General features: G+C 65.9%; 14 protein-coding genes. 3 read left to right on the top strand and 11 right to left on the bottom strand.

Features of this window, described 5'->3' with window-relative positions; translation table 11 throughout:
- Positions 1-14 precede the first annotated feature (14 nt).
- A complete protein-coding gene (locus GA0061098_RS32040) occupies positions 15-689 on the top strand; it encodes a methyltransferase family protein (protein WP_091965454.1) in 675 nt (224 codons plus the stop codon).
- A gap of 53 nt (positions 690-742) precedes the next feature.
- Here GA0061098_RS32040 and GA0061098_RS44180 read toward each other — a convergent pair whose 3' ends face one another.
- From GA0061098_RS44180 to flgB, 11 genes are all read right to left on the bottom strand, one after another.
- Positions 743-1,036 (bottom strand): hypothetical protein, encoded by a 294-nt coding sequence (locus GA0061098_RS44180; RefSeq protein WP_129591000.1) that lies wholly within the window; start codon positions 1,034-1,036, stop codon positions 743-745.
- Positions 1,029-1,736 carry a glutathione S-transferase gene (locus GA0061098_RS32035; protein WP_091965453.1) on the bottom strand — a complete coding sequence of 236 codons (708 nt, stop codon included), beginning with the start codon at positions 1,734-1,736 and terminating at the stop codon, positions 1,029-1,031. The genes GA0061098_RS44180 and GA0061098_RS32035 overlap by 8 nt, the downstream gene beginning before the upstream one ends.
- Before the next feature lie 205 nt (positions 1,737-1,941).
- Positions 1,942-2,625, bottom strand: coding sequence for a lectin (locus tag GA0061098_RS32030; RefSeq protein WP_091965452.1), 684 nt, complete (start codon positions 2,623-2,625; stop codon positions 1,942-1,944).
- A 145-nt stretch (positions 2,626-2,770) separates the two neighbouring features.
- Complete coding sequence (locus GA0061098_RS32025) at positions 2,771-3,778, bottom strand: Tim44 domain-containing protein (protein ID WP_091965451.1); 1,008 nt, start codon at positions 3,776-3,778, stop codon at positions 2,771-2,773.
- Between the two features lie 204 nt (positions 3,779-3,982).
- A complete protein-coding gene (cckA, locus tag GA0061098_RS32020) occupies positions 3,983-6,562 on the bottom strand; it encodes a cell cycle histidine kinase CckA (protein WP_091965450.1) in 2,580 nt (859 codons plus the stop codon).
- 155 nt (positions 6,563-6,717) lie between these two features.
- Positions 6,718-7,797, bottom strand: a complete 1,080-nt coding sequence (flhB, locus tag GA0061098_RS32015; RefSeq protein ID WP_091965449.1) for a flagellar biosynthesis protein FlhB — start codon at positions 7,795-7,797, stop codon at positions 6,718-6,720.
- Between the two features lie 4 nt (positions 7,798-7,801).
- A complete protein-coding gene (gene fliR / locus GA0061098_RS32010; protein ID WP_018321866.1) occupies positions 7,802-8,578 on the bottom strand; it encodes a flagellar biosynthetic protein FliR in 777 nt (258 codons plus the stop codon).
- Between the two features lie 17 nt (positions 8,579-8,595).
- Entirely contained in the window at positions 8,596-8,859 is a 264-nt protein-coding gene (gene fliQ, locus GA0061098_RS32005) for a flagellar biosynthesis protein FliQ (protein ID WP_018321865.1), read from the bottom strand.
- A gap of 113 nt (positions 8,860-8,972) precedes the next feature.
- Positions 8,973-9,281, bottom strand: coding sequence for a flagellar hook-basal body complex protein FliE (fliE, locus tag GA0061098_RS32000; RefSeq protein ID WP_018321864.1), 309 nt, complete (start codon positions 9,279-9,281; stop codon positions 8,973-8,975).
- A gap of 16 nt (positions 9,282-9,297) precedes the next feature.
- Positions 9,298-9,723 (bottom strand): flagellar basal body rod protein FlgC, encoded by a 426-nt coding sequence (gene flgC, locus GA0061098_RS31995; protein WP_091965448.1) that lies wholly within the window; start codon positions 9,721-9,723, stop codon positions 9,298-9,300.
- A 40-nt stretch (positions 9,724-9,763) separates the two neighbouring features.
- Positions 9,764-10,168, bottom strand: a complete 405-nt coding sequence (flgB, locus tag GA0061098_RS31990) for a flagellar basal body rod protein FlgB (RefSeq protein WP_018321862.1) — start codon at positions 10,166-10,168, stop codon at positions 9,764-9,766.
- A 351-nt stretch (positions 10,169-10,519) separates the two neighbouring features.
- On the opposite strand from flgB, the gene GA0061098_RS31985 reads away from it, so the two are divergent.
- Together GA0061098_RS31985 and fliP are read left to right on the top strand one after the other, a co-directional pair.
- Entirely contained in the window at positions 10,520-11,491 is a 972-nt protein-coding gene (locus GA0061098_RS31985) for a flagellar biosynthetic protein FliO (RefSeq protein ID WP_091965447.1), read from the top strand.
- Complete coding sequence (fliP, locus tag GA0061098_RS31980; RefSeq protein ID WP_028142765.1) at positions 11,488-12,246, top strand: flagellar type III secretion system pore protein FliP; 759 nt, start codon at positions 11,488-11,490, stop codon at positions 12,244-12,246. Before GA0061098_RS31985 ends, fliP begins: the two co-directional genes overlap by 4 nt.
- The last annotated feature ends 179 nt before the right edge of the window (positions 12,247-12,425 follow it).

Genomic DNA, 12,425 nt, shown 5'->3' with positions numbered 1-12,425 from the left:
GAACAAGATCGACAATGATCGCCAGGCTGCTGCTGCAGAACACGATTACCACCGCCGCGATGGGCGCGCTGCTGTTCGCCTCCGCAGGGACGCTGCGCTGGCCCTCGGCCTGGGTGTTCCTCGCGACATGCACCCTGCTCGGCCCGCTCTGCGGCTGGTGGCTCTACCGGATCGATCCGGCGCTGCTCGCCGAGCGGCTGCGGCCGGTGCTGCAGAAGGATCAGCCCGCAGCCGACAAATTGTTCATGAGCGTCTTCGTCGTCGCGATGCTGGCCTGGCTGGTGCTGATCGGCATCGACCGGCGCCTTCAATCGTCCGACATGCCGGTCGCGCTCCAGGCGTTCGGCCTCGCGCTGTTCCTCGCCTCGACATTGTTCACGATGTGGGTGTTCCGCGAAAACTCGTTCGCTGCGCCTGTGGTGAAGCTGCAGGCTGAGCGCGCCCAGCGCGTGATCTCGACCGGTCCCTACGCCCATGTGCGTCATCCCATGTATAGCGGCATGGTCCTGTTCTTCGCCGGCGTGCCGCTGCTGCTGGGCTCGTGGTGGGGACTCGTGATGGTCCCGCTCCTGGTCCTCCTGTTCGCGATCCGCATTGGAATCGAGGAACGCACCTTGCGCGAGGGCCTGCCGGGCTATGCCGATTATGCGGCGCGGGTGCGCTATCGCCTGATGCCCGGCGTTTGGTGAGCGCGCATCGCTGTCCTCCTCCGAACGGCTGACGCCTGGGAATGCGGACTTCGCTAGACAGCGGCGGCACGCCACGCAATGAAAGACGCGACGATGTTCTGCAAGCCGCCCTGCCCCGACGAGCATGACCTCTCGCCCGTGCCCGATAATTCAGACGACCGCTCTGGCCGGAGCGTCCACAGACGCTGGCCGGCCACGACGCGTTCGGGCGATTGATCGCGCCCGAAGCGGCCGGTCCGGAACGGGGGCTGCCGCCAGCCTCCCTCCGGACCGGCTAAAATTTCTTCTTTGGACGCGTTTTCTTGACGCGAACCGGTATCCACTTCGCTCGAGAACGCTTTAGCCATCGAGCTCGCGATAGCTTCGGAAGATGCCCTGCTCGTTGAAGGGAATGCGGCGCTCGCTCGCCAGATAGGCCTTGATGTTCGGCCGCGCGGCGATGCGGTCGTGCAGGCCGAGGAGGCCTGGAATGTCAGTCTCGAATGCCTTCATGCGCTTGGGGAAGGCATAGCGCAGCCCCGCGACGATCTGGAATAGCGAGAGATCGACGTAAGTGAGCCGCCGGCCGGTGACATAGGCGCCGCCATTCTGGGCGAGAAGCTGCTCGAAATAGCCGAGATATTTTGGCACCCGCTCGTCCCAGAAATCGGCCGTGCGTTTCTTCGCCGGCGGCTTCTGGTCCTCGTAATAGAGCGAAGGTCCGAGCGGATGATGGGTGTCGTGGATCTCGACCACGAGGTCGGTGATGGTGAGTTGAAGCTGGTGCACCCAGAGTTGCCCGGCCTCCGCCTTCGGCGCGAGCCCATGGCGTGCGCCGAGATAGAGCAGGATATTGGCGGTCTGGCCGATGACGAGCTTGCCGGCCTTCAGGAACGGCGGCGCAAAGGGCGGCCTGCCCTTCTGGGCATCCATCATCTTCATCATCGCAGCCGTGCCGCGCGGCCCGCGCGCGACGTCCGCATAGGCGGCGCCCGCCTCCTCCAGCGCCAACCGCACATATTCGCCGCGGCCCTGGATCTCGGGCCAGTAGTAGAGCTCGTATTTCATGGGAGAGGTCCGTTAGCGTGGATGCGTTAGGACCAATGTAACATGTAGCCCGGAGTTCCGGCAGGGTGAGACGGAATAGCGGTTCAACATGCTCCGTCATTGCGAGCGCAGCGAAGCAATCCAGACTGCCTCCGCGGAAGACTCTGGATTGCTTCGTCGCAAGGGCTCCTCGCGATGACGAACGGAAGGAGCTTCGCGCCTTAATTCAATTCGCAGCGAAGCAATACAGCAGCCCGTCGCCGCCCGTGCTCTTCAGATCGGCCTGCGAGCAGCCACCATCGGGACCGCGCGAGGGGTGCGAGCTATTCCAGGATTTTGACGGCTCGTCATCGCGCAGGCCCTTGCGATCGAAATGGCCGACCATCGCGGTGCCTTGCGTGCTCGACGTCCAGTTCTTGCACGTGCGATCGTCCGGACCGGCAAACGCGGTGCCGTCTGGTTGCGATCCCGTGAGGACGTCGTGCCGGTTCGGCTGGTCACCCATACCGTTGACACCCTCGCCCTTCTCGCTGAGCGCCGTCTGCTTGGTGAGGTTGTTGGCGGGGCCGTGCAGCTCGGCAACATCCTTGGCAATGACCGCGCCCTTGGCATTCTGCCACGGTCCCTTGCCGATGCGATCGCGCGCGTTGACGACCGGCTTGCCATCGGCGGCCTGCGTCGAGAGATAGGCGCGCCAGGTCTTCGCACCGGCGCCGGCGGTCTGGGCGAGCTTCTGGCACTGCGCATCAGCTCCCTCCAGGCCGCCGAGATCGGCGCCCTTGCCCGGGCCATTGGACGTCACGAAGAACGTCATGTCGGCCGACTGCGCCTGCACGGCTGGCGCCGCAAGCAATGCAAGCGAGGCCGCAGCGAGCGCTGAAATCGTCACGGATCTCTTGATACGGATCATCTTGTCCTCCCGTTGTGTTTGTCGTTGGCCGCCTGATTTCAACCCGATGCGCCCCCACTTATTCCGATGCCACGGTGAAAGGGGGCGCAAAAGAAAAGGGCGCCGTGCCGGAGCACGACGCCCTTTGTTCTCCATCGCTTTGCGATCAGTTGGTCTGCTGGATCGCCGACAATTCCCAGCCGCTGCCGGGCCGTCGGGCGAAGGTCCAGACTTCGGTGACTTCACCCGGCTGCTCGCTGCCGGCGACGACCGTGCCGCTGTTGCGGTCGAGCGTCTTGTCGGTGAGCGCGAAGCGCAGCGCCACCGTGGCGTAGTCGGTCTCGCCTTCGCGCCAGGCTTCCGCGAGGTCGCCCTGCAGCAGCTTGACGCCAGTCACCTTGTTGACGACGTTGCGCGCGCGGTTCTGGGCGAGGTCCTGCTCGAAATAGGAGACCATCTCCGGCGTCGCGAGCGTGTGCAGCTTGGCCACGTCCTCGTTCGACCAGGCGGTCTGGACATCGCCGAGCAGGCGCTCGAACGCCTCGTAATCGTCCGGCTTGATCTCGAGCGGCGCGTTATTGGCATTCGCGCCGAAGCCGAAGCCGCCAAGCCCACCACCAAGGCCGCCGCGCTGGTTCGGCTGCGGTCCGGAACCTGCGCCCGCATCGGCATTGGCATAGGCCGCCTGCGGCGTGTGACGGCGCTGCCACCAGGACATCGCCAGCCGCACCACCAGCACCACGAGCGCGATCTGGATGATCAGGCCCAGGATCGAGGACAGGCCGCCGAGGCCGCCGAACAGGCCGCCGCCGAACAGCATGCCGAGCAGGCCGGCGCCGAGGAAGCCGGCCGCAAGGCCGCCCATGAAGCCGCCGGCGCGGCCGAACAGGCCGCCGCGCGCGGGCGCGGTGGCAGCAGAGTTCATGCCTGCACCCGGCTGGGTGTAGGTGCGGTTGAACTGCGAGGCCGAGCCGGGCGCCGTCGTGGTCGAGGGCGGGGCCGAATAGGTGCGCGAGCCGCGCGAACCCGACGAGCCGCCGCCGCCGACACGCGCGTCGGCAGACGAGATCGCCAGCGCAGTCGGCAGCGCAAGCGCCAGCACGACAGCGATCGTCTTGAAGAGCCTGCGGGAGCGTAGCGAGAAATTCATGTGCGTTTCCCAAATCCCCGGCATGGGGACGTCCGCCTAAGATGGGCAGACTTCCCGAAAAGTGAAGCCGGTTTCGGAACCTATGGCTGCGGCCCTCAGTCGCGGGGTTGTGGCAAAAGCCCATATTTGGCGGGGGCTTGGCCGGGCGCGCCGGGGAACCATGGTCGCGGGATACCGGCGGTTTTTGGGATGAGATTTCCGCTCTTTCCTCGTCATTGCGAGGAGCCCTCACCCCTGCTTCGCCATCGTCTCCTTGACCGCCGCCACGAGCTGGCTGAGCGTGAACGGCTTCGGCAGGAAGTCGAACTGCTGGCCTTCTGGCAGGCTCTTTTCGAAGGCGTCCTCGGCATAGCCGGACACGAAGATGAACTTGATGTCAGGATTCTGCTCCCGCATCGCCTTCAAAAGCGTCGGGCCGTCCATCTCAGGCATGACGACGTCTGAGACGACGAGATCGATCGCGCCGCTCTGCTCCTCCAGCACTTCCATGGCCTCGACGCCGTTCTCGGCCTCGACCACAGTGTAGCCGCGCGAGCGCAGGCCGCGTGCGTTCAGCGCGCGCAGACCCTCTTCGTCCTCGACCAGCAGGATGGTGCCCTGCCCCGTGAGATCGGTGCGCGGCTTGGCCTCGGCCGCCGCGGCGTCCTTCCCGGCGCCGCTGGTCGCGCTCACCACAGCCGCCGGCTGCTCGACCTGCGCTTCGGGCTCGGCATGGTGACGCGGCAGGAAGATGTGGAACGAGGTGCCCTGGCCCGGCTCGGAATCGACGTAGATGAAGCCGCCGGTCTGCTTGACGATGCCGTAGACCGTGGAAAGGCCAAGACCCGTACCTTTGCCGACTTCCTTGGTCGAGAAGAACGGCTCGAAAATCTTGTCGCGGATGTCGGCGGGAATGCCGGTGCCGGTATCGGCGACCTCGATCCGGACATAATCCGCGGCCGGCATGCCCTTGTAGGCGAGCTTGGCCGCTTCTTCCGCGGTGACGTTGGCGGTGCGGATGATCAGCTTGCCACCGTCGGGCATGGCATCGCGCGCGTTCACCGCGAGATTGACGATCACCTGCTCGAACTGGGAGACGTCGACCTTGACCGGCCAGAGATCGCGGCCGTGGATGGTCTCGTGCTTGACCTTCTCGCCGATCAGGCGGCGCAGCAGCATGGCGAGATCGGACAGCGCGTCGCCGAGATCGAGCACCTGCGGCCGCAGCGTCTGCCGCCGCGAGAACGCCAGCAGCTGCCGCACCAGGGTCGCGGCCCGCGTCGCGTTCTGCTTGATCTGCATGATGTCCTGGAACGACGGGTCGGTCGGCTTGTGCGCGTTCAGCAGGAAGTCGTTCGCCATCATGATGGCGGAGAGCACGTTGTTGAAGTCGTGGGCGATGCCGCCGGCGAGCTGGCCGACCGTCTCCATCTTCTGCGACTGATTGATCTGGTTCTCCAGCGCGCGCCGCTCGGTGGTCTCGAGCATGTGCACGATGGCGGCTTCCGCCTCGTTCTCGGCGGCATCGACCGGCGTGACGAAGAACTGGCCCCAGCGCTCCTTGGTCCCTTCCAGCGCCACCTCGACCGGGGCGATGTCGGCCTGGCCGTCGGCGGCCTGGTTGATGGCCGCGATCAGGAGGTGCCGGTCGCGCGCATTGACCGCGCGGAAGATCGACTTGGAGGCGCTGTCGAGCCCGAGCGCCTGGCCGAGCTTTGCGTAGCGCGCATTGGCGCGCACCACGTTGCCGCCGCGATCGACGGTCGCGATCGCCATCGGCGTATGGTCGAAGAAGCGCATGAAGCGCACTTCGGCCGCGCGGTCGGGATCGCTGCGCTCGTCGCGGGCGCGGCTGATCACCAGCGTGCGCGACGGCCCCGGCGCGCCGTCGGCGCCGAAGGCGAGCTTGTGATAGAGCCGCACCGGCATGGTCTTGCCGGTGCGCATCCGCAGATCGATGTCGAAGACCTCGGTCTTCACCTCGCCCGGCACCGCCACGATCGCGGTGAGCAGCGAGGCGCCGTCGCCGGAAACGATGTCGGTCAGCTTGAGGCCGCCCGAGCCGATCTCGGCCAGGTCGTAGTCGAGCCAGTTCGCCAGCGTCGCGTTGACATAAGCGAGCTCGCCGGCCGGATTGACCGAGAAGAAGCCGCACGGCGCGTGATCGAGATATTCGATGGCGTGCTGGAGCTCCTGGAACACGTCCTCCTGGCGCTCGCGGTCGCGGGTGATGTCGGCGATCGACCACACCGCGTATTTCGCCTCGCGCTTGCCGGTGCCGAGCGGGCGCACCCGCATGCGCAGCCAACGGCCCTGGCTGCCGTCCTGGCCGGAGATGCGGACCTCTTCCTGCTGCCGCTTGCCTTCGCGCGCGGCCTTGAGCAGGCGGAACACGGCTTCGGAGACGTCGGGGTTGCCGATGAAGACACGCTCGACCGGGCGCACGTCCTGCGGACCGGTCGCGCCGGTCAGCGTCAGATAGGCGGCGTTGGAATAGACCACGTGGCCGCGCGGATCGGTCACGGCGAGGCCGTCGAACCCATGATCGGCGATGCGGCCTACGACCGGATCATCGAGACTGCGGTCGGCGAAGCGGATGATCCCGGCGGCGAAGGCGAACAGGTTGAACAGGCCGACCATGGCCAGCACGGCGAGGATGCCGAGGATATAGGGCTGCGCCTGCGCCCGCCCGAGCGTCATCAGCCCGACGGCGACGGCGACGAGGCCGGCGGCCACCAGCAGCACCAGCGCAATGCTGCCCGAGCGCGGCGACGGCTCGTGCGTCGCAACGGGCTCGCGGGTGAGGTCGTGGTCGGTCTCGGCGGTCATTCTCGAGCTGGCGCAGCCTGTCGGCAGAGAATCAACGCGCTACGGGGCGCGTGGGGTCCTCCCTGCCTGAATCGGACCCGCAGGCGCAAGGGCAGCAAGGGCGAAAGGTACGCTGATTCCCAGATTACGGCCATTTCCGGTACTTTTCGGGTGTTTTATCCTCGCCCGGCGCCGAATCCGCGCTTCAGCCGCATGACGTAGCCGATGACTTCGGCGACCGCATGGTAGTGCTCGGTCGGGATTTCCTGGTCGATCTCGACGGTGGCGTAGAGCGCGCGGGCGAGCGGCACGTTCTCCACGATCGGGATGTCGTGCTCGCGCGCGATCTCCCGGATCTTGAAGGCGAGATTGTCGACGCCCTTGGCGACGCAGATCGGAGCCGTCATGCCGCGCTCGTAGGACAGCGCCACCGAATAGTGGGTCGGGTTGGTGATGATCACCGAGGCCTTGGGAACCGCCGCCATCATGCGCTTCTTGGCGCGCTGCTGCCGCAACTGCCTGATCTTGCCCTTGATGTGCGGATCGCCTTCGGACTGCTTGAACTCTTCCTTGATCTCCTGGAGCGACATCTTCTGCCGCTGGAACCAGCTGCGGTACTGGAAAAAATAGTCGGCAATGGCGACGATCGCGAGCGCGGCGACCACCGCACCGAGCAGATGGATCGTCATGCTGGTGCTGGCGCCGAGCATGGCAGCCGGATCGAGCCTGACCATCGCCTCCATGCGATGCCGCTCCGGCCAGAGGATCATGGTCATGACCACGCCGAGCAGCACCAGCTTGCCGATGCCCTTGAGAAAATTGGCCGCCGCCTGCTTGCCGAAGATGCGCTTGAAGCCGGCGCCGGGCGAGATCTTGCTGAACTTCGGCGTCAGGGATTCGGCCGACCAGACCAGGCGGTGCTGCAGCATGTTGCCGGCAATCGCCGCCAGCATCAGCATCAACAGGGGCACGCCGATCGCGGCAAGCAGGGCGAATTCGATCTGCTGCATCAGCGCGAGCAGAGCCTTGCCGTCGGTCTTGATCATCCAGGAATTGGCGAGCAGGTTGCGCATCGGCGTCAGCAGCCCGCTGCCCACCGACCCCGAGAAGGTCGAGACCACGAGCGTGCCGCCCGCCATCATGAACCAGGTGTTGATCTCCTGGCTCTTGGCGACGTCGCCGCGTTCGAGCGCGTCGTCCAGACGCTTTTGCGTCGGGTCTTCTGTTTGACTCTCTGGGTCCTTGTCTTCTGACATCGATCTACCGTGACCTCAGCGGCATCAACTGGTGCATGACACCGATGAAGTAATCCAGATAGGTGCCCATCATCGCCGTGAGCACCACGGCGAGCACCAGGAAGCCCGCGAAGATCGAGAGCGGCACGCCGACGAAATAGACCTGCATCTGCGGCATCAGCCGCGCCAGCACACCAAGGCCGATGTTGAAGACCAGGCCGAACACCAGAAACGGCCCCGAGAGCTGCAGGCCCAGGCGGAACGCGGCGGCAAAGGCGCGCGTTGCGAGCGAGGCCACATCGCCGCTTGATATGGTCTCGCCCGGCGAGAAGATCGTGTAGCTGTCGTTCAGCGCCGCGATCACCAGATGATGGCTGTCGGTGGCGAACAGCAGCGTTACCCCGAGGATGGTCAGGAAGTTGCCGACCAGCACGCCCTGCTGGCCCTGCGTCGGGTCGACCGAGGTGACGAAACCGAGTCCCATCTGCTGTGCGATCACCGATCCCGCAACCTGGAGCGCCGACAGCGTCACGCGCGCGGTCGCACCCAGCACGATTCCGATCGCGATCTCATGCAGCATCAGGACCAGGAGCGGCGCGAGCGAGCCCATGTCGACCTGGTAGGCGTTCCGATGCAGCGGCAGGATGATCAGCGTCAGCAGCAGCGCGATCGACAGCTTGATCCGCGTCGGAATATTGGTCTCGCCCAGCCCCGGCAACAGCATCACCATCGCGCCGACCCGGGCGAAGGCGAGCATGAAGGAGGCGGCGAGCGCCGGCAGCAGCGAGACGTCGATGCGCATAATTGACGCATCTTGCCTCAGCCGCCGATGATTCGCGACGAGATCCGCAGCATGTGGGCGTGGAGCGCGTCGGCCATGAACGGCAGCGCCAGCAGCATCGTGGCAAAGATGGCGAGGATCTTCGGCACGTAGATCAGCGTCTGCTCCTGGATCTGCGTCAGCGCCTGGAACAGCGACACGATGACGCCGACCACCAGACCGACCACCATCAGGGGGGAGGACACGATCACGATCGTCCAGATCGCATCGCGCGCAACGTCGAGGGTTTCGGGTCCGGTCATTGTTTGATACTCGCTCTTGGTTGTCTGACGTGCCGGGAAATGCGAGTGGCGAGTAGCGAATGGCGAATCGGAGACGTCCCCATTCGCCATTCGCTACTCACCATTCGCCAAAATCAGATCGGCATCTTCATGATGTCTTCATACGCTGCGATCACGCGGTCGCGGACCGAGACCAGGGTGGACACCGCGACGTCGGTGTCTGCCACCGCCGTCACCACGTCCATCACGTTGGCCTTGCCGGAGGCCATCGCCACCGTCTGCGCGTCCGACTTGCGGCCGGACTCCATGACGCTGCCGACGGCGTCCTTCAGCATCGAGGCAAAGGATTGCCCGCCGGCCTCGGTGGCTTTGCCGGCACCGCTGTTCTCCAGTACCCGGGCGAGGTTCGCATAAGCGTTGGCGGCGATTGTCGGTGATGCCATGGCTCAATTGTCCTGTTCAGCTCTTGAGGATGTCGAGCGTGCGCTGGATCATCCGGCGCGTCGCACTGATGATGTTGAGATTGGCCTCGTAGGACCGCTGCGCGTCGCGCATGTCGGTCATCTCGACCACCGAGTTCACGTTGGGATATTTGACGTTGCCGCTGGCGTCCGCGACCGGATTGCTCGGCTCGTATTTGACGCGGAAGTTCGACTGGTCGGGCTTGATCTTGCCGAGGGTGACGACCTGCGCGTCGAGCGTGCGGTCGAGCGCGGAGGAGAAGGTGGGAACCTTGCGCCGGTAGGGATCGCCGCCTGATGTCTGCGAGGTCGAATCCGCGTTCGCGATGTTTTCCGAGATCACCCGCATGCGGCCGGCTTGCGCCCGCAGACCGGAGGTCGCGATCGCCATCGAGCGGGCAAAGTCGCTGCTGTCATTGGCCATGATGCGCCTCCTCTAGCTCTTCTGTTCCCGGATCATGTCGCTAGCCCTTGCCGATCGCGGTCTTGAGCAGATGCAGGCTCTTCGAATAGAGCGAGGTCGCCGCCGCGTAGTCCATCTGGTTGCTGGCCGCCTTCATCATCTCCTCTTCGAGATTGACGGCGTTGCCCGCGGGGCGGGTCTCAAAGCCCGCGTTCCTGTTCTGGTCGAATCCGGAAGCAGCCCCCGACGGCGTCATGTGAGAACCGCTGGTGCGGGCGAGCGCGAGGGGGCCCATCGAGCCGGTGACCGCCCCGGACTTGTCGAGCTTCGGCTCGACCAGGTCGCGCGGCCGGAATTTGGGCGTGTCGGAGTTGGAGACGTTCTCGGACAGGACGCGCTGGCGTTCCTGGTGCCACTGCATCTTGGTGCGAAGCGCCGACAGTACCGGGAGGTCGTTGATGGACATCGTCGCGGCTCCTTCCGCCTCTTGCGAACCTTGAGGTCCGCTACTAGGCAGAATTTGCCGCGTGTATGGTTAACAGCTGGTTAAGGACGCCCTCGAGGCGTGTCCCCGGGCGGAACACTATTTTGCGCCCGTGATTCTACGCCTCCAAAAATGGCATTAACCCAACCATTTGGCGGCGCATTCACGGGCCAAGAAGTCGTTTTGGATCGAGCGATTCATAGGTTATTAGGAGTTGGGGACGGCAAAACTTGCCGTGGGACGTTAAGAGATCGCAGTTTGGGGCATCGTTAAGCCGGTGGTTGGCGCGTCTGACCACGGGCACGAGAACAGCGCCATTTGTCGGGGACAAGTATGCAAGGCAGCCCTATCACCTTCATCGTCGCGTTCATCGTCGTCCTGGCGTTGATCGGCGTCGCTGCCTGGCTGGTTCGCCGATTCGCCGGCAGCCGGGTCGGCGCCAACACCCAGCGCGGCAGGATGCCCCGGCTCGCGGTGATCGACGCTGCCGCGGTCGACGGTCGGCGCCGCCTGGTGCTGGTCCGGCGTGACAATGTCGAGCATCTCCTGATGATCGGCGGGCCCACCGATATCGTCGTCGAGCCCAATATCGTTCGCGCCGCGCCCGGCCGCGACCAGCTTCCGCAGCGTCCGAACGCCGCGGAACCGCCGCGGCTCGCGCCCATGCCGGATACCAGCAGCTGGGCCGACGAAGCACCGCGGCCGGAGCTGCTCGATCATCCCGAGCCGCAGATGCCCGAGCCGCCGCCGCGGCCCGCGCGCCCGTCCTTCGCCGACGAGGTGCGCCGGCCCGCTCCCGCGCTGGCCGAACGCCGCAGCGATCCCCTCGCCGGCTTTACGGCCGAGCCGATCGCGCCGCGCCCCGAGCGCGAACCGCGGCCCGAGCCGCTGCCGCCGCGCGTTCCGCGCAGCGAGCCGCCACTGATGCCGCGGCCGCCGCGCCAGAGTGAGCCGCCGAAGATGCCGCCGGTCCGCGCCGAGCGCGCCGCTGCGCCGCCGCCGCCTCCGCCGGTGCCGCAGGCTCCCCCCGTTCCGCCGCCGGCTCCCGCCGCGGCCCCCTCCAACGCCGAGCAGAATCTCGCCGAAATGGCGCAGCGGCTGGAGGCTGCCTTACGTCGCCCGGCCGGCGAAACGGTCGCGCCTCCGGTTGCGCCCGAACCGCCTGCGCCGCCGCCCCGCGCCGCACGCAGCGAGCCGCCGGCACCACCGGCCCCGCCGGCGAAACCAGCCGCGGAAAAGACCAGCTTTGAAAATCTCGAAGACGAGATGGCCTCCCTGCTTGGCCGTCCGAAGCCGTCTTCGTGAGGCTGCCGTCCCTCCCGCGTAGAGTTGTTTTCCTTTCTGTCCTGATCGGCGCGGCATCGGCAGCGATGCCGGCGCATGCGCAGGACATCAGCATCAATCTCGGCGGCGGCGCTGGCGGCGGCGGCGTCACCGAGCGCGCGATCCAGCTGATCGCGCTGCTCACCGTGCTGTCGATCGCGCCGTCGATCCTGATCATGATGACGTCGTTCACGCGCATCGTGGTCGTGCTGTCGCTGCTGCGCACCGCGTTGGGCACTGCGACCGCGCCGCCGAACTCGGTGATCATCGCGCTAGCGATGTTCCTCACCTTCTTCGTGATGGGGCCGGTCCTGCAAAAATCCTACGACGACGGCATCCGCCCGCTGGTCGCCAACCAGATCGGCGTCGAGGACGCGCTGCAGCGCGCCTCCGTTCCCTTGCGCGGCTTCATGCAGAAGAACGTGCGCGAGAAGGACCTCAAGCTGTTCCTGGATCTCTCGGGCGAGGCGCCGCCGGCCACCCCCGACGACCTCGCACTGCGCATCCTCGTCCCCGCCTTCATGATCTCCGAGCTGAAGCGCGCCTTCGAGATCGGCTTCCTGCTGTTCCTGCCCTTCCTGATCATTGACCTCGTCGTCGCCTCGGTGCTGATGTCGATGGGCATGATGATGCTGCCCCCGGCAACGATCTCGCTGCCGTTCAAGCTGATCTTCTTCGTGCTGGTCGACGGCTGGTCGCTGGTGGCGGGGAGTCTGGTGCAGAGTTACGGGGGGTGAGGCGCGCCCCGTTCGCTGCCCGCATCCCTCGCCCACACGATTGCCTCCGCTCTCTCCCCGTCATTGCGAGGAGCTCTTGCGACGACGCAATCCAGACCGCCTCCGCGGATAGACTCTGGATTGCTTCGCTGCGCTCGCGATTACGAGAACGTGGAGCCGTCACGGGCCGCGCTTGGCGC

It is taken from the genome of Bradyrhizobium shewense (assembly GCF_900094605.1).
Lineage (GTDB): Bacteria > Pseudomonadota > Alphaproteobacteria > Rhizobiales > Xanthobacteraceae > Bradyrhizobium > Bradyrhizobium shewense.
The sequence above is the reverse complement of the archived record's forward strand: the minus strand, read 5'-3'. Positions and strand labels throughout refer to the sequence as shown.

Coding starts and splice junctions, on each gene's coding strand:
- GA0061098_RS32040 (WP_091965454.1), top strand. CDS start 15: ATGATCGCCAGGCTGCTGCTGCAGAACACGATTACCACCGCCGCGATG.
- GA0061098_RS44180 (WP_129591000.1), bottom strand. CDS start 1,036: ATGGCTAAAGCGTTCTCGAGCGAAGTGGATACCGGTTCGCGTCAAGAA.
- GA0061098_RS32035 (WP_091965453.1), bottom strand. CDS start 1,736: ATGAAATACGAGCTCTACTACTGGCCCGAGATCCAGGGCCGCGGCGAA.
- GA0061098_RS32030 (WP_091965452.1), bottom strand. CDS start 2,625: ATGATCCGTATCAAGAGATCCGTGACGATTTCAGCGCTCGCTGCGGCC.
- GA0061098_RS32025 (WP_091965451.1), bottom strand. CDS start 3,778: ATGCCGGGGATTTGGGAAACGCACATGAATTTCTCGCTACGCTCCCGC.
- cckA (WP_091965450.1), bottom strand. CDS start 6,562: ATGACCGCCGAGACCGACCACGACCTCACCCGCGAGCCCGTTGCGACG.
- flhB (WP_091965449.1), bottom strand. CDS start 7,797: ATGTCAGAAGACAAGGACCCAGAGAGTCAAACAGAAGACCCGACGCAA.
- fliR (WP_018321866.1), bottom strand. CDS start 8,578: ATGCGCATCGACGTCTCGCTGCTGCCGGCGCTCGCCGCCTCCTTCATG.
- fliQ (WP_018321865.1), bottom strand. CDS start 8,859: ATGACCGGACCCGAAACCCTCGACGTTGCGCGCGATGCGATCTGGACG.
- fliE (WP_018321864.1), bottom strand. CDS start 9,281: ATGGCATCACCGACAATCGCCGCCAACGCTTATGCGAACCTCGCCCGG.
- flgC (WP_091965448.1), bottom strand. CDS start 9,723: ATGGCCAATGACAGCAGCGACTTTGCCCGCTCGATGGCGATCGCGACC.
- flgB (WP_018321862.1), bottom strand. CDS start 10,168: ATGTCCATCAACGACCTCCCGGTACTGTCGGCGCTTCGCACCAAGATG.
- GA0061098_RS31985 (WP_091965447.1), top strand. CDS start 10,520: ATGCAAGGCAGCCCTATCACCTTCATCGTCGCGTTCATCGTCGTCCTG.